The sequence below is a fragment of the Sphingomonas pseudosanguinis genome (genome assembly GCF_052056765.1).
Lineage (GTDB): Bacteria > Pseudomonadota > Alphaproteobacteria > Sphingomonadales > Sphingomonadaceae > Sphingomonas > Sphingomonas pseudosanguinis.
Genome location: NZ_CP189888.1, coordinates 232,429 through 255,355, shown reverse-complemented (window position 1 = coordinate 255,355; position 22,927 = coordinate 232,429). Strand labels below are relative to the sequence as shown.

Here is a 22,927-nt window from a genome sequence, read left to right as displayed (position 1 = left end):
GTCAGGCCCGCATCCGGGCGACACGACCAATCCGGAACACAAAGACGCCCAAATAGACCAGGGTCAGGAGGAGCAATATGCCGAGCGGCCCGACCACCTCGCTCGCTCGCGCGCCCATCTGGTTGAGCCGGATGAACAGATGCATGCCGCCGGTCGCGGGCGAGCCCCAGGCCAGCGTCGCCAGCCAGCGTGGCATCGCGTCGAGCGGCCAGGCGAACCCCGCCAGAAAGACGAGTGGGACCGAGGTCGGCAGGAGGATCTTCAACGCGTCGTCGCCATTCCGAAAGAACGTGCCCACCGCCAGCCCCAGCGCCGCGACCGCCCCGGCAAAGGCGGGCACCGCGACCAGCAGCATCGGCATGTTGCCGCCGCGCGGCATGTCCTGCACCCAATAGATGAACCCGAAATAGAAGAATGCCGCCAGCATGCCGATCACCGTGCATGCCATCCACATGCCGAGCGCGGCGGGCAGGCGGACGGGGGCGGGATTGCGCCGTCGCCGCTCCGCGATCAGCCGGGCGCTGGCGAACAACAGGGTCTGTTGCAGGATGATATTGGCGACCGCCGGGAAGATATAGTCGCGGTAGCCGCCAGTGGTATTGAACAGCGGGTGGACCAGCACGGGCATCGCCGCCTGCCGCGCGGCCACGCCGCCCCGCGCCGCGCGCCATTCCTCGATCGTGTCGACGACCACCTCGGCCAGCCCCGCGCCGACGCTTTCGGCGCGCAGCAGATAGGTGCCGTTGAGCCAGAGCGCGACGCCGCTCGTCCCCCGCCCGGACAGCGCATTGCGGGTGAAATCGGGCGACAGCATCAGAATCGCCTCGGCACCGCGTTCGCGCATCACCGCGCGCGCGGCGGGCATGTCCGCCACTTCGCCCACCACCGCCACCGCCCGCGTCTGGCCCAGATGCGCGACCAGCCGGCGCGACAGGGGGCTGTGATCGCCATCGACCACCACCACCGGCAGACGGGTCGCCGTCTGGTGCGCATAGGGCGCGGGATAGTAGAAGGCATAGAGCAGGACCGACAGCACCGCGACCGCGACCAGGTCGCGCGTCGTCAGGATGGTCAGCAGCGTCTGCTCGAAGGCCGCGCGCACGCTCATGCCTGCGCCCCCGCCCGCCGGATCAGCAAGGCACCCGCCCCGCCGGCGACCAGCGGATAGAGCAGCAGGACGGCGGCATGGCGCAGGAAAGGCATGGCGGCGACACCCATCACCTGATCCATCTGCAGCGTCATGAAATGGGTCAGCGGCAGGATCTGGCTCCACACCCGCGCGAACAGTCCCGCGCCGGTCAGCGGCAGCGACGCCCCCGAATAGGCCAGCGCCGACCCCGCCAGGATCACCGCGCCCGACAGCGACGTCGACACCTCGCGCGTCGCCGCGACCAGCAGGAGCGCGAGCGCGGCGGTGGCGGCGAACAACAGGACCAGCCCGACGACGATCAGCATCAGGCTGCCCTCGGGCCGATAGCCGCGTGCCAGCGTCAGCCACAGCATCCATATGATGCCCCACAACGTCCCCGCCGCGACATGCAGCAACAGCCGCCCGACCAGCGTCGCGACCGGGGCCGGGGTGCGCCGGACAAAGGCGGCGAAGCCATGATTCTCCATCAGCGCGCCGATGCTGGAGACACAGGTGACCGCGATCAGCAGGTGCAGGATGCCCGGCCCCAGCAACAGGCCCAGATACCATTCGAAACTGGTCGTCGGATTGCCCAGGATCGTGACCGCGATACCCGGCAGCGGCAGGCGCGCGCCCGCCACCTGGCCCAGCCCCGCGTCCCGCGCCCTCGCGCGCAGCAGCGTCGCGGTGATCACCGTCCGCAAATTGGTCGCCGCCAGCGCGCCAGTCGACAGGAACACCGCCTGATGGAAGATTTCGACCGGCGCGCCGTCCGCCACACGGCTCCCGACGCCGTGCGGGATGACCACCGCCGCCACCGCCCGCTCGCTGCGGATTATCGCCATCGCGCTATCTAGGTCGGCGCTGCGCGCGACGATGCGAAGGCCGTGCGAGGCCGCGATGTCGCGCGCGATCACCCGCGCCAGCGCGCCGCCGTCATGGTCGACGATCACCGTCTTCAGGCCATAGGGCGACCCCGCGAACAGCATCGCGGCCATCGACCCCAACAGGATCAGCGGCATCAGCGTCAACAGGATCAGGTCGACCCGCGTCCGCCCGATCCGCGCGATCTCGGCCCCAAAACCGGCCCCGACCGCGCTCATTGCGGCCAGTCGAACAGCACGCTCATCCCCGGCCGCAGTCCGGCGACCGGCGTCACCGGTTTCAGCTTCACCGCAAAGGCGCGCACGTCGTAGCCGCGCGACTGGCGGGTGGCGCGCCACGTCGCGAAGCTGCCTTGCGCCGCCACATGCGCGACGCGGAACCGGACGTCGCGGTCGAGCGCGGGCACATGGCCGACCAGCTCGCGGCCCATCGCCATGCCGCGATAATCATCCTCGCGCACGTTCAGCGTCACCCAGGGATGATCGATGTCGATCACCTGAAAGGCGGGCAGGATCGGGCTGACGATCTCGCCGTCGCGCAACAGCCGGCGCGACACCTCGCCATCGATCGGCGATACCAGCTTCGTCTCGCGCAGCAGCGCATCGGCGGTCGCGGTGGCGGCGCTGGCCGCGCGCACCTGGGCATCGGCGATGGCGCGATTCTGGGGGCGGACGCCGGCGACGACCTTGTCATATTGCGCCTTGGCCGCCTGTGCCGCCCGCGCGCTGCTGTCGCGTGCGGCATGCGCCTCGTCGCGGCGCTGCGCGGCGATGACCCCTTCAGCGAACAGCCGGTCGGCGCGCCGGCTGGAGGTGGCGGCGAGGTCGGCGGTCGCCTGCGCCGCCAGCCATGTCGCACGGACCGAGGCGACATCCTCGCCGCGCGCGCCCTCGACCGCGATCGACTGGAGCGCGCGCGCACTGTCGAGTGCGGCCTGCGCCTGTTGGCGGCCATTGGCGACTTCGGGCGCGGACAGCGTGGCGAGCACCTGTCCCCGGCGGATGCGATCGCCCTCATCGACGTGCAGATGGTCGACACGCGCCAGCGTCTTGGTGGCGATGTTGATCTCCTCCGCCTCGACCTCGCCCTGCAACGGCTCGGGCGCGGGGCGGCTGGCGAGCCACAGGCCGATGCCGATCAGGACCGCGACCAGCACCAGCCCGCCCCACAGCAACACCCGCGCCCGGCGTGACGGCGTGGACGAAGGCGCGGGCGGCGGCGCCGTGTCGGCGGGGGTTTCGATCTCGCTCATCGACGCGGCTCCTCCGTCAGGCGGATGTCGGCCCGCGCCAGGTGGTCGGAAAAATCGTCCAGCCGCCCCGACGCGGCCAGCAACCCGGCCAGCGCCAGATCATATTCATAGGCGGTCGCCGCCTTTTGCGTACGCGCGGCGGCCAACACGGCCTCGGCCCCCAGCACGGCGGTCAGCGTCCCCTCGCCCTCGCGGAACGACACGTGCTGAACACGCAGATTCTCGCGCGCCGCCGCCATCGAACTGTCGAGCGACAGGAACGCACGCCGGGCGCTTTCGACCAGATCCCACGCCTTCAGCGTCGCCCCCGTCGCCGCCTTGCGCGACTCGCGCGCGGCATCGGCGGCGGCGGCGGCATTTTCCTGCGCGGCGTTCAGCGCGTGGCGGCGATCGATATTGGACAGCAGCGTGTAGCGCACGCCCACGCCCGCCACCCAGTCCGGCTCGGTCGGCAGGCTGTTGCCGCGATTGAGATTATATTCGCCGAATGCGAAGGCCTGTGGTCGGTAGCGCGACCGGGCGAGGTCGACCCCGGCATCGGCCACGCCGTGCGTCGCCTCCGCCTGGCGCGTCTGAGGCAGGCTCGCCTCGCCCCCCAGGAAGCTGGCGGCGGGGGCGAGCGGACGGCTGGCGACGAACAGCGGGGTCAGCGGCGCGACCGCCTCCACCTCCAGCAGCCGCGACAAATCGCCCCGCGCGCTGTCGGCGGCGATCGCGGCGCGCTGCCATGTGCGGTCGGCGGTGTCGCGCGCCACCTGCGCCTCCAGCGTGCGGGCATGGGGGATGACGCCCGCCGCCTCCAGCTTGCGCGCATCGGACAGCAGCCGGTCGAGCGCCTCGCGCGATTCCAGCGCGGAGGCGGCGAGTTGGGCCGCCATGATCTGCCCGAAATAGACGCGGATCAGGTTCAGCCGGGTCAGGTCACGCGCCTGCGCCGCGCGCGCCGCCGCCATGTCCGCCCCCGCCCTGGCCCCGCGCTGGATCGCCGGGATCGCACCGCCCGAATAGAGCGGCAGGACACCCTGCACCGTGGGGCGGAACACATCGTCGCGATAACGATAGGACAGGCTGTCGGGAATGATCGCGAACAGACCGGGCAGCGCCTGCGAGATGCGGCCGACGATGTCGCCGGCGATCTGTTGAAAGGCGGGCGGCACCGCGCCGGGGATGCCCGACAGGAAATCCTGGGTCGCATCGCTCGCCGACTGTTTCGATCCGGTGAGATCGACCGACAGCGTCTTTTGATATTCCAGATACGGGGCCGAGGCGGTGATGATCGGGCGGCGGAGCGTCGCGACAGCCGCCGCCGTCTCGCGCGCTGCGGTTTCGGCATGATCGGCGGCGGAAAGTGCCGGCGATACCGTCTGCAACCGGTGCGCGGCCGCGTCATAGCTCAGCGCGATCGGTCGATCCTGCGCCATCGTGCCCGCCGGCCACCCCATCAGGGCAAGGGCAAACAGGCATCGCGTGGGACCACGCGGCGAACCGACCGTCTTCACATCGACACTCCCCGTCTGGCCCCCGCCCATGACGGGCATAGCGCGGTTGACGCTTACGTCAAAGGGTCAGGCGTCAAAGGGTCGGGATGCGGAGAGGAGCGATCGGTCGAAATGGGTGCTCCGGCGGGCAGGGCATGACCCCGCCCGCCGTCGCGATGACGTTACTTGCCGCGCAGCGTGTTGATCAGGGCAAGACCCAGCACGCCGCCCAGTGCGGCGGCCGCGAAGGGGCGCTCCTGCACGAAATTGCGCACCGCGTCCTTGGCGTCGCCGAAGGTTTTCTGCGCGGTGCCGGCCAGCTGATCGGACTTGCCCTCGGCCTGCAGCGACTTGTCGCCCATCGCCGACCCCAGACCTTCCTTGACCTGGCCGCCGATGTTGGTGGCCGAACCGGTAAGCGTATCGGTGTTCATCGATCGTCTCCTTGGCAAATGGATGGGACAGCGTCCTATCCCCGCCAGCCCAACGCGCGACGCGCCTTTGGGGTGCATCGCCCCGATCACCCCATCGCTTATCCGGCCAGCCCCGCCGCGACCGCCTGGACGCGCAGGCGCGGGAACACCGCCTCGACCGGCTTGGTATCGGGCATGATATAGACATAGCCGCCCTTGCGTCGGAACAGCGGCTGGATCTGGCGGGCATAGACCGCCTTGGGCACGTTGATGCAGCCAAAGGTGATGCGGTTGTCCGTTGGGTCGGGCGACAGCATCCGCTCGCGCCGCTTCTCGCGGGCACCGGCATCGGTCGGGATCGGGTGGATCGCGACCGAGGTCGCATAGTCGACCCACAGCACCCGCTCGCCCGCCACCGGCAGCCCGAATTTGGCAAGATAGCGGCCCGCCGGCGTCGTCTTTTCGGCCGGTCCCAGATCGGCCAGCTTCTTGCTGCCGACGCCGGGACTCGCTTCGTCGCCGGGCGCGATGCCGATCAGGACGGGGGCGGCGGCGACCTGTTTGCCCTTGCCGTCGAACAGGAACATCGTCGCCTGGGTCTTGTCGATGACCGCCCAGGGCAGGCCGTGATTGTCGCCCGCGCCGCCGACCCAGGTCATGACGCGCGACGCCGCCTCGGACGGCAGCAGGACGGGCGGCGGCGCGACCGGTGTGGCGGCGGTTTTGGGCCTCGTCTTGGTCTTGGCGGACTTGGCCTTGGGCGGCGGTGCAGCCGCCATCGCCGTCGTCGGCAGGATCAACGCCAATCCCGCCATGATCCGCACGATCGGAGTCATCGTTGGGGCATGCTCACAAAAGATCGGCCGCCCCGCGAGGGGACGGCCGAGAGGCTGAAAGGGGATATATTCGGTACGCCTTGCGCGATCAGTGGCGCGCGCGCTTGGCGGGACGCTGTTCCTGAACGGTCAGGCGCTGGTCCATGCCATCGACCCGGCCATTGAGCTGGTCGAGCCGCTGACCGTTGTTCTGCGCCTGTTGCGAGGCGGCCTGCGCCTCGGCCAGCGCGGACTTGGCCGTGCCATCGGTTTCCTGCAACCGGGCCTCGAGCGTGTCGACGCGCTGGCTGACCGGCGCGATCTGTTCGCGGACGAAGGATTTGGTGGCGCAACCGCCAAGGCTGACGGCACCTGCCAGAGTTGCCAGAGCAAGCAGGGATTTGGACGCGTAAGCAGACATTACTGGACTTTCAGTCGTTGACCAACTGAAACAAGCAAGCCGAGCCGTACGAAACGTACAATCCGCATTCTGTTCGACCGTGCCGCATCTTCGACCAGTCGATACGGCCGCGTAACAGGCCGTGAATTTGGCGCAGTTCGTCGCATGACACTTTGGCCCGCCGGGATTACTTGCGCGACTTGCGGCCCGAACCGCTGGCGAACGGATCGCGCGGAATGTCGTCCGAACCGGCTTTTTCGTCGCCCGACACGCGCGGCGTCGCGGCCGATCGGGCGACGCACTGGCGCAGCGCGGTGACCGCCGCACCGCTGCCATCGAGCGGCAGGCGCTCGACCGGCGTATCGCCGCGCGCGATCGCCAACTGACGCGAATTGGCGAAATAGGCGGGGAATTTCGGCTCGAAGCTGGTCACGAAGCCGCGCTTGCCGTCCGCCGCCAGCCCGACCGCGAAATGCCTGGCATAGCCGCCCTTGGACAAAGTGAAGTCGAGCTTGAGCGATTGCTTCGGTTCGATCGACCAGTTGGCGTTGAGCACCGTCAGATGGTTGGTGCCGTCCCGGTCCAGCCCGAGAAGCAGCGTCGTCTCACCCGGGCGGTCATAGACCTTGGTCAGGAAGCAACCCTGCCCGTCCTTGCTGGGCGCCACCGTCCAGCCGCCGCTGATCCCGCGCGGCGGATCGTCGCGCGCGATCGCCGGCACGGGCACGGTCAGTCCGGCGGCAATGGCAAGACAGGCAAAGGACAGGCGCTGACGGGATTTGGGCATATCATGGGTCTCCGCCGGCGATCCTAGCCGGCGGAAAACGCATTGACCATGAACGGCCCCGCCCAGGCGACCGGCATCCGGGCGGGTCGGTCGATCAGGCCTTGAGCGACTTGGCCATGTTCAGATGCGCGGTGACCGTCGGAATCAGGCCGGTGGCGAAGTCCTTCAGCGCGGGCATGTCGCCCGACGCGGCATAGGCCTTCAGCGTGTCGAGCGTCTGCTGGTGCCCGGCGGTCTGCTCGGCGATATAGGCCTGGTCGAAGGCGGTGCCGTTCAACGTCTTCAGCCGATCGAGCTTCTGCTGCTGCTCGGCGTTCAGCGTCGCATCGGGGGTGATGGCGGGCATCAGGCCGGCGACCGTCGTCTTCAGCTTGGCGGTCGAGGCGGTGTGCGCGTCGATCATCTTCTGCGCATAGGATTTCACCGAGGCCGATGCGCCGTTGGTCAGCGCCAGCTTCGACGTCTCGATCTCGAAGGCGTCGCTGGCGGCGACCGCATTGGCGAAGGTCTGCGAGGCGCTGACCGCCGCCGTCGGGGTGGCTCCCGGGGTGACGGAGGTCGCATCCGGCTGCGTCGTCATGGCGGTGTCGTTGGCCATGTTGGTCTGCGCGGCCTCGTTGCCACGGCCGCAACCGGCGAGCGCGAGAAGCGCGGTGGTGGCGAGGATGGTGGCGCGGATCTTCATATCGGCAACTCCCGGAAATTGCATGCGAACGTCTTACATAAGCGCGCCAGCCACCATGACGTTCCATCGATGGACCCGACCCCGCCCCGCATCGTTGGAACACCGAGCGTCCGCGACGCCACGATAGCGAAGGAAAGGGACATCATGAGCATCTTCGGCAACATTCTGGGCAAGATCTTCAACCATGGCGGCAAGAAGGCCGAGGCACCGGCCGCCCCCGCCCCGACGCCTGCACAACCGACGCCCGCGCCCGTCGCAGCGCCCGCCCCCACGCCGGCCCCGGCACCGCAGGCGGCCCCCCAGAGTGTCGATGTCGGCGCGGTCCTGTCGGAAATGGCGTCGATGAAAAATGGCGGCGGCAATTACCAAAGCTCGATCGTCGACCTGCTCAAGCTGCTCGACCTCGATTCCAGCCTGGCCGCGCGCAAGGAACTGGCGAACGAACTGGGCGTCCATGCCGGCGAGGACGGCAGCGCCGAGCAGAATATCGCGCTGCACAAGGCGGTGATGGCCAAGCTCGCCGAGAATGGCGGCATCGTGCCCGACAGCCTGCGCAACTGATCGCAGACGGATGACGTGTGTCACGAGCCCCTCGGCCCGTGACACCGTGTCCGGCCATCGGCCAAGGCATCGTTCCCGCCAGTCCGTCTTGCATTCAGCTTGGCCGGTCCATGCCGGCATGAATTAAGGGAAAGGTACGGCGATGCTGAAACGATGGGGAATGGTGGCGGCGGCGGGCGGCGTGCTCGCCGCATGCACGACGATGACTGCTGACGGCCCCTCGACGTCATCGCCCACCGCAGAAACGGTGACGGTGGCGGTCGGTCCGTGTTTCGGCTTCTGCCCCGTCTATCAGGTCTCGGTCGCGCCCGATGGCATGCTGCGCTTCGTCGGCGAGCGGCATACGGCGGTCATCGGCGAGCGCACGAAGATGATCGGCGCGGCGGCATCACACGCGCTGATCCGCGACCTCACCCCCTATCGCCCCGCAACGGGTAACGAGACGCAGGTCGCCTGCACCGCGACCGTGTCCGACACCTCCTCCTATACCGTGACATGGCAAGATCGGGACGGGCGCAAGACCGTCGCGACCGTGCAGGACCATTGTCCCGGCGGCCCCGGCCAGTCGCTCGGCGCCTTGTTGCGCACCCTGCCGACGCGGCTCGGCGTCGCCGACTGGGCGAAGCAGGTCACGCGGCCCGGCGTCTCGCGCGGATAGACCCGCCGGTCAGGAGGCGCGGCGCAGCTGCGGTCGCTCGTACGTCTCGCGCCCATGCGCCTGCGGCGATGCCGCGCGTCCGCTCGGCGCGCCATCGACGTTGAAGCGCATCACCGAGGAGACGAGCGTGCCGCACTCCTTGGCGAGCATCGTCGCCGCGGCCGTCGATTCCTCGACCATCGCGGCATTTTGCTGGGTGACCGAGTCGATCTCGCCGATCGCGATATTCACCTGGCTCAGGCTGTGCGCCTGTTGTTCGGACGACTTGGCGATCACATCGACCACCGCGCTGACGTCGGACACCTTGCCGATGATCCGTTGCAGCGCGTTGCCGGTCTCGTCGACCAGCGTCACGCCCGAGCGGACATGTTCGATCGCCGAGACGATGCGCGACTTCACGTCCGAGGCCGCGTCCGCCGAACGCTGCGCCAGCGCGCGTACTTCGGAGGCGACGACCGCGAAGCCCTTGCCCGCGTCGCCCGCACGCGCCGCCTCGACGCCCGCGTTCAGCGCCAGCAAATTGGTCTGGAAGGCGATGCCGTCGATGACCGAGATGATGTCGACGATCTCGCGGCTGGCCTGGTCGATGCCGTTCATCGCGGTGATCGACTTGGCGACGATCTCGCCACCCTTTTCGGCTTCGTCGCGCGCCTCGGTGACCGCGCGGTTGGCCTGGCTGGCATTGATCGCGCCGTCGCGCACGCCTTGGGTGATCTCGCCCACGGCGGCGGCGGTTTCGCGCAGGCTGGCGGCCTGCTGCTCGCTGCGCGCGGACAGGTGATCGGTCGCCTGGCGGATTTCCTCGATATTCGTGCGGATCGCGCCCGCGCTGCCGCGCACGTCGCTGGTCAGGCTGGACAGGTTCTGGACCGCGCCGTTGAAGTCCTGCGCCAGCTGATGGAAGGCCGGCGGCAGGTTGGTCAGGCGCGCGGTCAGATCGGCCTGCGACAGGCTGTGCAGCCCGGTGCCGATCGCCTGGAGCGCCAGTTCGCGTTCGCGGTCGTCATCGACCTTGGCCTTGGCCGCGTCGCGGAAGACGACTACCGCGCGCGCCATGTCGCCCAGTTCGTCGCCGCGCTCGCTGCCCGGCACCGCGATGTCGTTCTGGCCCTGCGCCAGGTCCGCCATCCGCTGGGTCAACATGGTGATCGGCCGGGCGATGCTGCGGCTGAGCAGCATCTGGAGCATGATGGCGATACCGATCAGCATGATGCCGCCCAGCACCAGCGCGATGATCGCGGTGTCGATCGCATGGTTCTGCGACGCCGCATTCTCCTCGATCGCGGCGGTTTCCTGATCGCGAATGTCGCGCAGCGGCAGCACGATCGCGCTGGTCAGCACCGCCTTGCCCGCATCGCGCACCGCCTGCTGCGCCTCGTCGCGCCGGCCCGCCTTCACCCAGGTGGTCAGCCGGTCGCTCCACTGACGCCGCCACTTGGTGGTCTCCTCGCGCGACTTGGCGACCAGCGCCAGTTCGGCCGGATCGGTCAGCATCGCGGTCAGCTCGCGGCTGGTGGTGTCATATTCCTTGCGCGCCTCGTCATAGGATTTGAGGTAGCTCTTGTCGCCCGTGACCAGAAAGCCGCGCAGCTGGCTGTTCTCGCGCAGGATCGACGTCTCCAGCGTCAGTGCCTTGGCATAGACCTCACGCGCATGATTGTTCCGCTCCGCCGCGCTTCGGATTTCCCAGATATTCGCGAAGAAGACGATCGTCATGACCGCAGCGGACATGCTGATCACCAGGAACGATACGCCCAGTTTCTTGGGAATGTTCATGTTCGAGAGCATCACGCGGTTCTTTCAGCAGATCGGGGCCAGGAGCGACGGCAAGCGGACGGTCAGAAGTCGAAGCGCACGGTCGCCGACACGGTGCGCCCGTTGAGCGGACGCCCCCGGACGATCCCGGACGCGGGGATGCTCGATTCGTCGAAGCCGGTGAAGGCGGCGACATCGAACAGGTTGTTGACGTTGAAGAGCAGGGTCATGCGATCCGCCACCCGCGCCTGGACGAAGCCGTTGGTGGTAACGAAGCCCGGGACCTTGAGCAGGTTGTTGTCCTGCGCATAGCTGTCGGTCGTGCCGACAAAGGTCGCGCCGATGGTGAAGTCCTCGATCATCAGCTGCGGCGTGGCCTGGAAGATGAAGGCGGCCTGGTGCCGGGGCGTGTTGCCCTCGAACGCGGGGTTCACGCGGTCCTTGACGATCCGGGCATGGGTATAGGTCGCCCCCGCCGTCAGGCCGAAGACGCCGCGACGCAGACCGCCCTCGAACTCCAGCCCCTTGGCCTCGTAATCGCGCGAGATGAACTGCGATGTGACGGGATCGACATTGCTGTCCTGGCTCTTGGCCCAGAATCCGGTCAGGTTCAGGGTCAGCAGGTCGGTGCGGTACTTCACCCCGACCTCGGCCTGCTTGACCGGATCATAGGCGGCCGATGGCATCAGCAGTGCGCCGGTGGTGTTGCTGACCGCCGGCGTGAACAGCAACCGGTCGGCATTGGCGCGCGCGCCCCGGCTGTAGCGCGCGAAGACCGCGAGCGGATCGGCGATGCGGAAGTTGATGCCCGTCGAATAGGACAGATAGTGATAATCGTAATCGACCGGCGCGGGCGCGGTCAGCGGCGAGACGCCGACCTTCTGCTCGGCGGGCGAGATGACGCCGTCGCCGTTCATGTCGCGCGCGACCGTGCCGACCCGGCCACCGCCCAAATCCGCGCTGATCATCCGGCCCTTGGCGGAGCCGAAGTCATAACGGACGCTGGCACCGATCGCGACGCGGCCGCTATGATAATTGACCGAGGCGAAGGGCGCGTTGACCGCATAGTCGACGTCGATCGAGCGGCGGCGCGTGCCGTTCGCCAGCGCCAGGTTGAAGGCGTAGATGCCGTTCAGCGTCAGCAACCGTCCGGTCCGGTCGCGAATGTCGAGCAGCGCGGCGCGGCCGTCACCGCGCACATCGGCGATCAGCGTCGACCATAGCGCGTCGCGCGCGATCGTCTGGCGCGCGGCATAGAAGCCCGCCGTCGTCGTCAGCTCACCGCCGCCGACAGTCCAGACGCGGCTGGCGCGAATGTCGTTGGTGACATTGTCGAGATTGTTGTTCTGCAGGTCGAGCAGGTTGACGATCGCGAACAGGCCGTTGCCGTTCAGCGTCGCCGGATTGGCGATCGCCTGCCCCGCCAGCGGACCATTGGCATAGGACAGGGTCGCACCCGCGCCGCCGATCAGCGGCAGGGCCGATGTCGGCAGGAACGCGCTGCTGAACGGGGCGATGAACGCGCCCGACATCTTGGCGTAGCGGAACCGTTCGGTGACGGTCCAGCCCGACAGGTCGATCTGGGTCTCCAGCCCGATCGTCGTCGCCTTGCTGCGCAGGCCATCGACCGCATGCGCGGCGATGTTGTTATTGCCGTCGAGCACCAGGCTGTTGCGGATATAGCGCGACATCATGGTGTCGTGGATGCCGTCGAACCCGACCACCGGGCGGACCTGCGGATCGGCATTGGTGCCGGTCGCGCGATAGGGCACCGCGTCGTAGAAGGGCGTGCGGTCGTCCAGATATTTGCCGTACAGGCGGATATAGCCCCCGGCGAATTCCTTGGTGACGTTCAGCTTGATCTGGCCGCCCTTCTGCGCGTCATAGCCGGTGCGACGCGGGCCATCGCCCTGGCGATAGAAGCCGCCGACATGGAAGCGCAGGCCGTCGCCCAGCTTGGCACCATAGTCGAAATCGGCGCGATACTGGCGATAGTCGAGGCCGGCGGTCAGCGCGACCGCGCCGCCCTCCTGCGTGCCCGTCTTCGACACGAAGTTGATCAGGCCGCCGGGCGAATTGGATGCGAAGGTGGAGGCCGATCCGCCACGGATCACCTCGACCTGCGCGATGTTCAGGTCGGTGCGCAGATACAGATCGGGTCCGGCGGCCAGGATGTCGCCGAACTCTAGGACGGGCAGCCCATCCTCCTGCAACTGGACGAACTTCAGCCCCTGGCTGGCGATCGGCAGGCCACGGACCGACAGGCTGACCCCGCCCTCGCCGGTCGACGCCTCGGAACGGATACCTGGAATGATGCGCAGAAGATCACCGGTCGAGCGAGGACCGAAGGTTTCGATCTCTTCGGGATGGAGGATACTGGTCGAAGTCGCGCTGTCGAGTCGATCGCGTCCCTTGGCCACGCCGGTCGAAATCGTGTCGCGCGACGCCACCGGCGCCTGCGGCGCGGCATCCTTGGCCGCCACGTCTTCGACAATGGCGGGCGGTACGAAGCCTAATGAAGCGACGGTCGCCAGCAACGAATGAACGAACATAGTCCCCCGAATAATCTTATGATTCTTGTCCCGGGGACGATAGGATTGCGCCGTTAATTATAGGTGAAACCACCCATAATTTTGCTTGCACCATGGTTACAAAGGCTTCCAGTCGAACCAGCCGCCATAGGGGTGGCAATGCGCCAATATCCGGTCTTCCCCGTCCGGCCAGGACCGCAGCCGCAGCTCGACCTGGGTACGCGCGGCATTCCATTCGAATCCGATACAGGCGAAGGGGCGGCCTGCGTCCGCCTGCTTGGCCGTCGCGGCCAGCGTGCATTCGATGGCGGCGCGTTCGTCCGCGCCGACATATTGCAGCACCATCGAATGCAGGACGACGCGGTGTCGGCCTTCGGGGGCGGGCATGGCGAGTCGCGCTGCCAGCCAGTCCGCCGCGCGTCCGGTCGCGACCTGCGGCGGATGCGCGCGCGCAATCCCGAGCGCCCGGTCGAGGCGCTCGCTGCGGTCGGGCTGGTCGGCGAAGATGAAGGAGGCCAGCCGCTCGCACGCCGCCGGATCGCGAATATCGATCGGGTTGAGATCTACACCCTGGGCGGCCTCGACGACCACCGGTGCGATCGGCGGCGGCGATCCGTGCCAGGCCGGGGCGATCCGCACGGGCGATCCGGGCAGGCCGGCATGGACGCCGCCCAGATTATAGGCATAGCGCGCCAGGTTCAGGTTCAAGCCGGCGCTCGCGCCGATCTCGAACAGTTCGAACGGGTGCCCATAGCGCCGGGCGAGCACCATCAGCGCGGCGTAGAAGCCCGCGGCGCGCCCGACCTCATTGGTCTGCGGCACCTGATGCAGCCATTCGACCAGCACATCGTCATGTCCCGCCAGGGCCTGGGCGACGGCGTCGTCGAAGCGGCGATGCTCACCGGCATAGAGCGCGCTGAGCAGCGGCACCCGCCCCTGCCGCGCCAGCGCGTGGAGCGCGGCGTTGATCCGCATGGCGATGGCCGAAGAGGCCGCCCCGCTGCCCCAGGAGCGGATCAGCCGCGCGGTGCGCGGCGCATGGTCGAGCTGGCGGTCGACCGCCGCCAGCAGGTCGGCGACGAAGGGCGTTCCGATGCTGCGCATGACCTGCGACTGGCGCGCCAGTTCGCTGACGGTTGGAGTATCGATGGGGGGCGGCATGCCCGGCGACGACGGACTATCCGACTTCACGCACATCACTGTCGAACGCTCCGGCTGCATCGCCCCTTCATGGGGCCGCACGGGTTAACAATTACAGGCGTGCCACGCGCCGCGCCACCATCGGGCGCGACGCATGGCCGACCGCCGCCGGATCAGAAGCCGACGCGCACCGACAGCGAGGTCGTCCGCGCATTGATCGACCGCGCCCGGACGATGCCGTTCGCGGGGATCACCGCATCCTCCGCCTCGGTAAAGCCCTTGCTGTCGAACAGGTTGTTGCTGTTCAGCGAAACGAGGATGCGGTCGGTCGCGCGGAACTGCACGAAGCCGTTCACGACCGTATAGCCGGGCAGTTTCAGCTGGTTGCTGTCCTGCGCATAGCTGCTGGTCGTGCCGATCGCATTCGCACCGACCATCAAACGGCCGACCTCGACCTGCGGCGTCGCCTGGAAGATCAGCCGGGCCTGGCGACGCGGCGTGTTGCCGACGACGCCGGGGTTCAGCGCGTCGCTGACGATCTTGGCATCGGTCCAGGTCGCGCCGCCCGTCAGGCTGAACGGGCCGTAGGTGTAGGCACCGTCCAGTTCCAGGCCATAGGCGCGGTACTTGCGGTCGATGAAGACCTGGCGCGTCGCCTCGTAATTCTGCTCTTCGGTCTTGGCCCAGAAACCGGTCAGGTTCACATACATGCCGTTCCGGCGGTACTTCAGCCCCGCCTCGGCCTGCTGGACATAGTCGACCGCCGCATCGGCATTGACGAGATGGCCGTCGACCGTGCTGACCGCGGGGCCGAACAACAGGCGATCGGCATTGGCGCGCGCGCCCCGGCTGTAGCGGACGAACATCGCGAACGGTTCGGACACGCGGAAGTTGATGCCCGAGGAATAGGACAGATAGTGCCAGTCATAATCGACCGGGGCCGGGCTGCTGAGTGGAATCACGCTGACGCGGCGCTCGGCCGCCGAGACGACACCGTCGCCGTTCATGTCGCGCACCGTCGTGCCGACACGCCCGCCGCCCAGGTCCGCCCCGAAGATCGCCCCACGCGCGCTGCCGAAGTCGTAGCGGATGCTGGCGCCCAGCGCGACGCGGCCGATCTTGTAGTTCAGCGACCCGAACGGCGCGTTGACGTCGTAATCGACCCGGTAGCTGCGCCGGCAGCAGCCGCCGAAATAGTCGGCACCGAATGCGTAATAGCCATTCTGCGTCTGCGCGACGCCGCCAGCGTTGAACACATCGACCAGCGCGGCACGCCCCTGCCCGCGCACGTCCATCAGCGTCGAGGTCCACAGCCAGTCGGTATCGACCGTCTGGCGCGACTTGTAGAAGCCGGCGGTGGTGGTCAGCTCGCCGCCGCCGACATCGAACACGCGGCTGGCGCGCAGATCGTTGGCGACATTGTCCAGGCTGTTGAGATTGACGTCGAACACCACGACCCGCGCCAGCAGGCCATTGCCGTTCAGCCCCGCCGGGTTCGCGATCACCTGCCCGACGCTCGGCCCGCTGGCATAGCGCAGGGTCGCGCCCGCACCGCCCAGCGCTGTGGCGGTCGCCGCCGCGCCATCGACGGCGGCGGGGAAGTTCGAGATGAAGCGGCCCGAGATGTCGGCATAGCGGAAGCGGTCGGTGACGGTCCAACCGGCCACATCGAACCGCGTCTCGACACCGAAGGAATTGACCACCGGATGCATGCCATCGCGCTTGTCGTGGATGACCGGATTGTTCTGGCCGTCCAGCGTCACATTGCTGGTGTCGTAGCGCGACAGCAGCGCGTCGCGGGCGATGTCGAAGCCGGGCACACTCTCATAGCGCGGATCGGCATCGGTGCCGGTCACGCGCACCGGATTGGGCAGATAGGCGGCCGAGCGGTCGTTCAGGAACTTGCCGTAGAAGCGGATATAGCCGCCGCTGAACTCCTTGGTGACGTTCAGCTTGATCTGGCCGCCCTTGGTGCCGTCATAGCCGACCCGGCGCGGCCCTTCGCCCTGATGGTAGAAGCCGCCCAAGTGGAAGCGCAGCGTGTCGGAAACCTTGGCGCCGTAGTCGAAGTCGAGCCGGTATTCGCCATAGTCCAGGCCGGCGGTCGCCATGATCGCACCGCCGGTCACATCGCCGGTCTTGGAGATCATGTTGACCACGCCGCCGGGCGAGTTGGACGAGAAGGTCGAGGCCGAGCCGCCGCGAATGGCGTCGACCGAGGCGACGTTCATGTCGGCGCGCAGGAAGATGTCGGCATTGCCGAAGGTGATGTCGCCGAATTCCAGCACCGGCAGGCCGTCCTCCTGCAATTGCAGGAACTTGGCGCCGCCCGATGCGATCGGCAGGCCGCGGATCGAGATGTTGGCGTTGCCGTCACCGCCTGAGCTTTCAGAGCGCAGGCCGGGAATGTTGCGGAAGATCTCGGCGGTCGAACGCGGTGCCGCCTTCAGGATTTCGTCCTGCCCCAGCGAGCTGGTCGAGATCGCGCTGTCCAGACGGTCGCGCCCCCGCGCCACCGCCGTCACCACGACATCCTTGTTCAGCGTGCCGCGCGACGCGGTCTCCTCGCCCGCCGCCTTGTCGGCGGTGCCGCTTTGCGCCAGCGCCTGCGCGGGCAGCATCAGGGCAAGCGGCATGGTCGAGATCAGCAAACGATTTAAAAGCATGACAGTCCCCCGGTCTTGATCGGACCGTCCCTAGGGCGCGATGCTTTGGAAAAATGTTAATGCGCGGGGCCAGTTGATCAAAATTGTACGCTTTCCGCCGACATATGATCGGGCGCGGCGCATGACGAAAAGCGGCCGGCACTATTGATCCCGATGGCCGACACGGGCGTTTCCTTCCGATCGGAAGGGGGCTGTTCGACGTGGCATTGGCTGACAGGGGGTTTCGGATCGTTCGGCATCTCGCCGCGACGTGGGCAAGGCCGCATCGCGCGTCGCCGGTAATGCACTGGGCGAAGCTGCTGGTCCGTACGGTGCGCAGCGCGTTGCGGGACGATTTCGGCATCGCGGCCAGCTCGATCGCCTTCGCCGCCTTTCTGGCGATGATCCCGGTCATCGGCCTGATCACCGGGGCCTATGGGCTGTTCGCCCCGCCCGCCAGCGTCATCCGCAACCTCAAGACCCTCGCCGCCATCCTGCCCGCCGAGGCGCGGCAGATCGTGGTGGGCGGGCTGCACAGCACGCTGGCCTCGCACCCTGGCGATCTCGTCACCCTCGTCATCGCGCTCGGCATCGCGCTGTTCAGCGCGCGGCGGGCGGGCCGGTCGCTGCTGCACGGCATCAACCTCGCCTATCGGATCGATGGCGAGCGACGGGGGCTGAAGCGGCAGATCGCCTCGACCCTGCTGGTGCTGGGCTGCGCGGCGCTGGTGCTGACCGCGCTGATCTCGCTGTCGGTGCTGGCCTTTCTGAAAAGCTACGTCCCCGATGGGCTGCCCGGCGCACGCACCGCCTCGACGATCATCCTGTTCGGGTCGCTGACGCTGGGCGCGGGCGGCGGCCTCCTCCTGATCTATCGCTACGCCCCGGCCGCTGAAGAGGCGATCCCGTGGCGCCGCGTCGTGCCCGGCATGATCGCGGCGGTGGCGATGTGGCTGGCCGCGACGACGCTGTTCCGCACCTATGTCGCGCATGTCGCGCGGTTCGATGACACCTATGGCTCGCTATCGGCGGTCATCGTGCTGCTGCTGTGGCTGCTCGTCTCCGCCTGGGCGCTGCTGCTCGGCGCGCGGCTGAATGCCGAGGCGATGGACGGCCTCTGACCCGGTCTTATCCCTGCCGCCAGAGCCGGTCATAGGTCGCGTCGAACGCGGCCCGGTCGGCGGCGTCCTCCACGGTTTCGGCAACGCGCCGCGCATGACGCTCGGCCCAGACGGTGATCGCATCGCGCGCATCGGGCAGCGCGGCATGGATCGCGCGCAGCGTATTGGTCAGGCGCAGCGACACCTCGATCTCGACCACCCCTTCGCGCACGATCGGACCGAAGGCGTCGGTCAGCATATCGTCCATCGACGGCAGGCCGATATGGACGGGATAGGTGCGTGCGGCCTCCTCCCGGGGTGTCGCGTCGGGGCGCAGCGTCAGGAAGACGCGCAACAGCGCGTTCAGCACCTCGATCCCCGTACCGGGATCGTTGGTCGCCGGCGCCAGCGCGCGGCTGCCGATCTCGGCCAGCGCGATCAGGCCCAGGCGCGGGTCCTGATCGAAACGGCGATGACGTTCGATGGTGAAGGCCCGGACCAACGCCGTGCGCAGCGCGTCGTCGACCGCGCCCACGACATGCAGCAGCGGCCGCGCCGGATGCATCATCGCCCCCGGCAGCGCGGCGACATGGACGGACACGCCGTGGTCCTCGGCCAGGCGGCCCAGCGTCTCGGCATCGATATGGGTGATATAGCCCGTCTCGGTCGCGACGATCGCGGTTGCGCCCGCCGGCACCGGGATGGCGGGGCGGCCGCACAGATGCGGGCGCGCGGCGAAACCGGCCATGGCGCGGGTCGCGGCATCCTCCACCCGGTCGATGACATCGGCCATCCGTCCGAAGGCGGTGATATGCCCGATCCAGCGCAGCAGCGTCCCCACCACCAGCAGGATGATCAGCACGGTCGCGGCGAACAGGATGATCCGGCCGCTATTGCCATAGGCTCCCGTATTCAGCCCGACGATGCCGATCATCGAAAAGACGAACGCCCCCAGAAAGGTCGACAGTGCGTTTTGCGAGGTCGGGTCGCTGACCATCAACTGGGTCGCGCGCGGCGTCGCCAGCTGCGTCGCCGAGGAATAGGCGCTGACCATCGCGGTCAGCGAGAAGGTGGTGACCGCCAGCATGCTGGACGCCATGATCTCCAGGATGGTGCCGACCGACGTCTGGCCGATCTCGACCGAGAAGCTATAGGGCAGATAGGGCGTGACGATCGCCGCCAGGATCGCCAGCGCCACCCCGCCGGCGCTGATCAGCGCGGCGCGAAACCAGATCTGCTGCACGACCCGACGCAGAATCCAGGACCATTGCTTCATCGCCCGCCCCGCCTGTCGGGCGCCGGCCCCGTCATCGTCAATGTCGTCCATCCCCTGATGTGGGGCCGCCAGCGCCCCGTTCCGACCCTATACCGCGCGGGCGATGCGCAAGGTTCCGGCAACAGGCCACGGATCGTCTTGGCGCGTCCGGGGTTGCAAGGTGTGAGGACCGACGATCCCGTTGGTTTTGCGTCGGAAAGGACCTGGACCATGGGCGATATCGAGACATCCCGTCGCGGCATATTGAGCGGCGCCGCCATCGGAGTGGCGGCGGCCACCGCCCCCGCCGGCGCGCTGGCCCAGGCGGGCGGCGACGCAGCCGCGCCCAGCCTGCGCGATCCGCGTACCAAATATACCCGCACCCCCTTTCCCGAACAGCGCCAGCCCTGGCCCGCGCTCGCCAGCAAGATGACGCCGCGTCCCGATCATGGCGAAACCAGCTATCGCGGATCGGGCAAGCTGACCGGGCGCCGCGCGCTGCTGACCGGCGGTGACAGCGGCATCGGCCGCGCCGCCGCCATCGCCTTTGCGCGCGAGGGCGCCGATGTCGCGATCAACTATCACCCCAGCGAAGAGCCCGACGCGCGCGAGGTCGCCGACCTGATCCGCCAGGCGGGGCGCAAGGCGGTGCTGCTGCCCGCCGACATCCGCACGCAAAAGGCCTGTGAGGAGACGGTGCGCAAGGCGATCGCGCAGCTCGGCGGCCTCGACATCCTGGTCAACAATGCCGCCTATCAACAGTCCAAGGCCGACATCATGGAGATTTCGGACGAACAGTTCGTCCGCACCTATGAGACCAATGTCTTCCACGTTTTCCGCTTTTCGAAGGCGGCGATCCCCTCGATGCCGCCCGGCGCGGTGATCATCAACACCATCTCTCAGAACAGCTACGATCCGGGCGAAGACCTGATCGACTATGCCTCGACCAAGGCGGCGATCCAGAATCTGACGCGCGGCATGGCCAAGCAGCTCGCCAAGAAGGGTATCCGCGTGAACGCGGTGTCGCCGGGGCCGATTTGGACCCCGCTGCAGGTCGCGGGCGGGCAGTTGCCCGGCAAGATGCACGAATTCGGGCAGGACACCTCGCTTGGCCGGGCGGGCCAGCCGGCCGAACTCGCCTCGCTGTTCGTCGCGCTGGCCTCGGACGAGGCCAGCTATTCGACCGGCACCGCCGTCGGCGCGCATGGCGGCAAGGGGTTCCCCTGACGCCGTTTCCCGAGCCTTGGCCCGGATGGATATTAGGGCGCCCCCCTATCTTTCCTCCCCTGTAAGGGGAGGGGGACCATGCGAAGCATGGTGGAGGGGTGTCCCCGGCCATGGCTATAGTCCCAAACTCTCCGCCCGGAACACCCCTCCGTCAGGCCTGACGGCCTGCCACCTCCCCTTCCAGGGGAGGAATAGGAGGAATGTCGATCCGGCCTGGACCATGATGACATTGCATGAAACCAATGCGAGCCCCTCCCCTTCAAGGGAAGGGTGAGTCCATCTTATGTCATCATGCTTTAGCGCCGCCGCCAGCGCTCCAGCTGGCCCAGCACGTCATTGGCGATCTGATCGGTCGAATAGCCGGTCAGGTCACGCGTGCCCGCCACCCCGTCGGTGCTGGCGGTCAGCATCCAGGTCAGGCTGCGCCGCTTTTCCGACGCCTCCAGCGCGGTAAAGGCCGCCAGCGGGCGCGAGCGCGCGGTCAGGCGATAGACCAAGACGTGATCGGGGCTGAGCGTGATGGTCAGCGTCGCGGTCCCCTCGTCATGCTCGACCTGGCTGTCGGCCCAGCCCTCCTGCACCATCGTCTCGCACACCGAACGCAGCGCGGGCAGCGCGCGCTCCTCGATCTGGCGGAGAATGTCCTTGCGACTGGCGGGCACGAACAACCGCTTGAGCCGCTCGCCCACCGCCGGCGTGTCGCCGTCGAGCGAGACGCCGGCGAGATCGGCCTTGGTCTGGCGGATCAGCCCGAAGGCGAGCAGCAGCATGATGAAGCAGAAGGGCAGAGCGGCGAGCAGCGTCGCGGCCTGAAGCGCGCCCAGCCCGCCCGCGACCAGCAGCAACGCCGCCGTCGCGCCCAGCAGCACGCACCAGTACATGCGCTGCCAGCGCGGCGTCTCGTCCTCGCCTCCGGACGCCAGCGTATCGATCACCAGCGCGCCGGAATCGGCCGAGGTGATGAAGAACACGCCCACCAGCAGGATCGCCAGCGACGAGGTGAAGCCCGCACCCGGCAGATATTCCAGGAACTTGAACAAGGCGGTCGACAGATTGTCCTGCACCGCCCGCGCGATGCCACCCGCCGCCCCGCCCAGATCGAGCGAGATCGCCGTGTTGCCGAACACCGTCATCCACAGGAAGGTGAAGGCGGTGGGCACGAACAGCACGCCGATGACGAACTCGCGGATCGTCCGCCCGCGCGAGATGCGCGCGATGAACATGCCGACAAAGGGCGACCAGGCGATCCACCATGCCCAATAGAACAGCGTCCAATGCGCCATCCACGCGCGCGGTTCATAGGCGTAGAGGGTGAAGGTGCGCTTGACGAAATGGTCCAGGTACAGCCCGAAATTCTGCACCAGCGCGCGGAAAAGGAACAGGGTGGGGCCGACCGCCATCACGAACAGCATCAGCAGCACGGCCAGGACCAGGTTCAGCTCGGACAGGCGGCGCACGCCGCGATCCGCGCCGCTCAGCACCGACAGGGTCGCGGCCCCCATGACCAATATGATCACCCCGATCTTGACCGTGATCGTGTCGGGCACGCCATATTCATAATTCAGACCCGCCGTCATCTGCGACACGCCGAAGCCCAGCGAGGTCGCCACGCCGAAGACGGTGCCGCAGACCGCGAAGATGTCGATCGCATCGCCCAGCGGGCCGTTGATCCGCTTGCCCAGCACCGGCGAAAGCCCCGACCGCATGGTGAGCGGCAGGCCCTTGCGATAGGTGAAATAGGCCAGGCTGATACCGACCAGCGCATAGATCGCCCAGGCATGGACGCCATAATGGTGGAAGGTGATCGCCATCGCCTCGCGCGCGGCCAGGATCGTGCCCGGCTCGACATCGGGCGGCGCGATATAATGCTGGATCGGCTCGGCCACCGCGAAATACATCAGGCCGATGCCCATGCCGGCGGCGAACAGCATCGCCAGCCAGGACAGATAGGGGAAATCGGGCTCGGCATCGTCCGGCCCCAGCTTCAGCTTGCCCGCCGGCCCGAAGCCGAGCGCCAGCACGATCGCCAGAAAGGCGGCGACCGAGGCGATGTAGAACCAGCCGAACGTATCGATGGTCCAGTCCTGCGCGGCCTTGAACGCGGTGTCGGCGGTGCCGGGCATCAACAGGGTGGCGATCAGCATCGTGGCGACGATCGCGCTGGCGCCCCAGAAGACGCGCCGGTTCATTCGAGAAGTCGGCATCGCGCCA

19 protein-coding genes are annotated in these 22,927 nt (G+C 67.9%); 4 read left to right on the top strand and 15 right to left on the bottom strand.

All coding sequences use genetic code 11. The annotated features are described in order from the left end of the window. Nucleotide 1 precedes the first annotated feature (1 nt). From ACQHGV_RS01145 to ACQHGV_RS01105, 9 genes are all read right to left on the bottom strand, one after another. Nucleotides 2-1,108 (bottom strand): ABC transporter permease, encoded by a 1,107-nt coding sequence (locus tag ACQHGV_RS01145; protein WP_440979121.1) that lies wholly within the window; start codon nt 1,106-1,108, stop codon nt 2-4. Next, entirely contained in the window at nt 1,105-2,232 is a 1,128-nt protein-coding gene (locus tag ACQHGV_RS01140; RefSeq protein ID WP_440979120.1) for an ABC transporter permease, read from the bottom strand. Before ACQHGV_RS01140 ends, ACQHGV_RS01145 begins: the two co-directional genes overlap by 4 nt. Continuing rightward, complete coding sequence (locus tag ACQHGV_RS01135; RefSeq protein WP_440979119.1) at nt 2,229-3,266, bottom strand: HlyD family secretion protein; 1,038 nt, start codon at nt 3,264-3,266, stop codon at nt 2,229-2,231. The genes ACQHGV_RS01140 and ACQHGV_RS01135 overlap by 4 nt, the downstream gene beginning before the upstream one ends. After that, a complete protein-coding gene (locus ACQHGV_RS01130) occupies nt 3,263-4,804 on the bottom strand; it encodes a TolC family protein (protein WP_440979118.1) in 1,542 nt (513 codons plus the stop codon). The genes ACQHGV_RS01135 and ACQHGV_RS01130 overlap by 4 nt, the downstream gene beginning before the upstream one ends. Before the next feature lie 122 nt (nt 4,805-4,926). Next, nucleotides 4,927-5,178, bottom strand: coding sequence for a CsbD family protein (locus ACQHGV_RS01125; protein ID WP_183951272.1), 252 nt, complete (start codon nt 5,176-5,178; stop codon nt 4,927-4,929). 98 nt (nt 5,179-5,276) lie between these two features. Then, entirely contained in the window at nt 5,277-5,993 is a 717-nt protein-coding gene (locus tag ACQHGV_RS01120) for a hypothetical protein (RefSeq protein WP_440979117.1), read from the bottom strand. An 88-nt stretch (nt 5,994-6,081) separates the two neighbouring features. Beyond that, nucleotides 6,082-6,393, bottom strand: a complete 312-nt coding sequence (locus ACQHGV_RS01115; protein ID WP_183951270.1) for a hypothetical protein — start codon at nt 6,391-6,393, stop codon at nt 6,082-6,084. 166 nt (nt 6,394-6,559) lie between these two features. Beyond that, nucleotides 6,560-7,159: a hypothetical protein gene (locus ACQHGV_RS01110; RefSeq protein WP_440979116.1), complete on the bottom strand. Its 600-nt coding sequence runs from the start codon at nt 7,157-7,159 to the stop codon at nt 6,560-6,562. A gap of 94 nt (nt 7,160-7,253) precedes the next feature. Then, nucleotides 7,254-7,868 carry a DUF4142 domain-containing protein gene (locus ACQHGV_RS01105; RefSeq protein WP_440979115.1) on the bottom strand — a complete coding sequence of 205 codons (615 nt, stop codon included), beginning with the start codon at nt 7,866-7,868 and terminating at the stop codon, nt 7,254-7,256. 120 nt (nt 7,869-7,988) lie between these two features. Between ACQHGV_RS01105 and ACQHGV_RS01100 the strand changes: the two genes are divergently transcribed. After that, on the top strand, nt 7,989-8,405 hold the full coding sequence (locus tag ACQHGV_RS01100; RefSeq protein ID WP_409788601.1) for a DUF3597 family protein: 417 nt from the start codon (nt 7,989-7,991) through the stop codon (nt 8,403-8,405). A 142-nt stretch (nt 8,406-8,547) separates the two neighbouring features. Next, nucleotides 8,548-9,063 (top strand): DUF6438 domain-containing protein, encoded by a 516-nt coding sequence (locus ACQHGV_RS01095; RefSeq protein WP_440979114.1) that lies wholly within the window; start codon nt 8,548-8,550, stop codon nt 9,061-9,063. Nucleotides 9,064-9,072: 9 nt separating this feature from the next. On the opposite strand, the gene ACQHGV_RS01090 is transcribed toward ACQHGV_RS01095, so the two are convergent. The 4 genes from ACQHGV_RS01090 to ACQHGV_RS01075 all read right to left on the bottom strand — a co-directional run bounded on the left by ACQHGV_RS01090 (nt 9,073) and on the right by ACQHGV_RS01075 (nt 17,155). Beyond that, nucleotides 9,073-10,851, bottom strand: a complete 1,779-nt coding sequence (locus ACQHGV_RS01090) for a methyl-accepting chemotaxis protein (protein WP_440979113.1) — start codon at nt 10,849-10,851, stop codon at nt 9,073-9,075. Between the two features lie 50 nt (nt 10,852-10,901). After that, a complete protein-coding gene (locus tag ACQHGV_RS01085; protein WP_440979112.1) occupies nt 10,902-13,370 on the bottom strand; it encodes a TonB-dependent receptor domain-containing protein in 2,469 nt (822 codons plus the stop codon). Nucleotides 13,371-13,466: 96 nt separating this feature from the next. Next, nucleotides 13,467-14,546, bottom strand: a complete 1,080-nt coding sequence (locus ACQHGV_RS01080; RefSeq protein ID WP_440980102.1) for a DUF2332 domain-containing protein — start codon at nt 14,544-14,546, stop codon at nt 13,467-13,469. 116 nt (nt 14,547-14,662) lie between these two features. Further along, complete coding sequence (locus tag ACQHGV_RS01075; protein WP_440979111.1) at nt 14,663-17,155, bottom strand: TonB-dependent receptor domain-containing protein; 2,493 nt, start codon at nt 17,153-17,155, stop codon at nt 14,663-14,665. A 281-nt stretch (nt 17,156-17,436) separates the two neighbouring features. Here ACQHGV_RS01075 and ACQHGV_RS01070 point away from each other — a divergent pair, with 281 nt between their 5' ends. Continuing rightward, nucleotides 17,437-18,255, top strand: a complete 819-nt coding sequence (locus tag ACQHGV_RS01070; protein ID WP_440979110.1) for a YihY/virulence factor BrkB family protein — start codon at nt 17,437-17,439, stop codon at nt 18,253-18,255. 7 nt (nt 18,256-18,262) lie between these two features. On the opposite strand, the gene ACQHGV_RS01065 is transcribed toward ACQHGV_RS01070, so the two are convergent. Then, nucleotides 18,263-19,561 (bottom strand): DUF2254 domain-containing protein, encoded by a 1,299-nt coding sequence (locus ACQHGV_RS01065; RefSeq protein WP_440979109.1) that lies wholly within the window; start codon nt 19,559-19,561, stop codon nt 18,263-18,265. A gap of 159 nt (nt 19,562-19,720) precedes the next feature. Between ACQHGV_RS01065 and ACQHGV_RS01060 the strand changes: the two genes are divergently transcribed. Then, nucleotides 19,721-20,716 (top strand): SDR family oxidoreductase, encoded by a 996-nt coding sequence (locus ACQHGV_RS01060; protein ID WP_440979108.1) that lies wholly within the window; start codon nt 19,721-19,723, stop codon nt 20,714-20,716. 296 nt (nt 20,717-21,012) lie between these two features. Here ACQHGV_RS01060 and ACQHGV_RS01055 read toward each other — a convergent pair whose 3' ends face one another. Next, a complete protein-coding gene (locus tag ACQHGV_RS01055) occupies nt 21,013-22,920 on the bottom strand; it encodes a BCCT family transporter (RefSeq protein WP_440979107.1) in 1,908 nt (635 codons plus the stop codon). Between the last annotated feature and the right edge of the window lie 7 nt (nt 22,921-22,927).

Coding starts and splice junctions, on each gene's coding strand:
- ACQHGV_RS01145 (WP_440979121.1), bottom strand. CDS start 1,108: ATGAGCGTGCGCGCGGCCTTCGAGCAGACGCTGCTGACCATCCTGACG.
- ACQHGV_RS01140 (WP_440979120.1), bottom strand. CDS start 2,232: ATGAGCGCGGTCGGGGCCGGTTTTGGGGCCGAGATCGCGCGGATCGGG.
- ACQHGV_RS01135 (WP_440979119.1), bottom strand. CDS start 3,266: ATGAGCGAGATCGAAACCCCCGCCGACACGGCGCCGCCGCCCGCGCCT.
- ACQHGV_RS01130 (WP_440979118.1), bottom strand. CDS start 4,804: ATGCCCGTCATGGGCGGGGGCCAGACGGGGAGTGTCGATGTGAAGACG.
- ACQHGV_RS01125 (WP_183951272.1), bottom strand. CDS start 5,178: ATGAACACCGATACGCTTACCGGTTCGGCCACCAACATCGGCGGCCAG.
- ACQHGV_RS01120 (WP_440979117.1), bottom strand. CDS start 5,993: ATGACTCCGATCGTGCGGATCATGGCGGGATTGGCGTTGATCCTGCCG.
- ACQHGV_RS01115 (WP_183951270.1), bottom strand. CDS start 6,393: ATGTCTGCTTACGCGTCCAAATCCCTGCTTGCTCTGGCAACTCTGGCA.
- ACQHGV_RS01110 (WP_440979116.1), bottom strand. CDS start 7,159: ATGCCCAAATCCCGTCAGCGCCTGTCCTTTGCCTGTCTTGCCATTGCC.
- ACQHGV_RS01105 (WP_440979115.1), bottom strand. CDS start 7,868: ATGCAATTTCCGGGAGTTGCCGATATGAAGATCCGCGCCACCATCCTC.
- ACQHGV_RS01100 (WP_409788601.1), top strand. CDS start 7,989: ATGAGCATCTTCGGCAACATTCTGGGCAAGATCTTCAACCATGGCGGC.
- ACQHGV_RS01095 (WP_440979114.1), top strand. CDS start 8,548: ATGCTGAAACGATGGGGAATGGTGGCGGCGGCGGGCGGCGTGCTCGCC.
- ACQHGV_RS01090 (WP_440979113.1), bottom strand. CDS start 10,851: ATGCTCTCGAACATGAACATTCCCAAGAAACTGGGCGTATCGTTCCTG.
- ACQHGV_RS01085 (WP_440979112.1), bottom strand. CDS start 13,370: ATGTTCGTTCATTCGTTGCTGGCGACCGTCGCTTCATTAGGCTTCGTA.
- ACQHGV_RS01080 (WP_440980102.1), bottom strand. CDS start 14,546: ATGTGCGTGAAGTCGGATAGTCCGTCGTCGCCGGGCATGCCGCCCCCC.
- ACQHGV_RS01075 (WP_440979111.1), bottom strand. CDS start 17,155: ATGCTTTTAAATCGTTTGCTGATCTCGACCATGCCGCTTGCCCTGATG.
- ACQHGV_RS01070 (WP_440979110.1), top strand. CDS start 17,437: ATGCACTGGGCGAAGCTGCTGGTCCGTACGGTGCGCAGCGCGTTGCGG.
- ACQHGV_RS01065 (WP_440979109.1), bottom strand. CDS start 19,561: ATGGACGACATTGACGATGACGGGGCCGGCGCCCGACAGGCGGGGCGG.
- ACQHGV_RS01060 (WP_440979108.1), top strand. CDS start 19,721: ATGGGCGATATCGAGACATCCCGTCGCGGCATATTGAGCGGCGCCGCC.
- ACQHGV_RS01055 (WP_440979107.1), bottom strand. CDS start 22,920: ATGCCGACTTCTCGAATGAACCGGCGCGTCTTCTGGGGCGCCAGCGCG.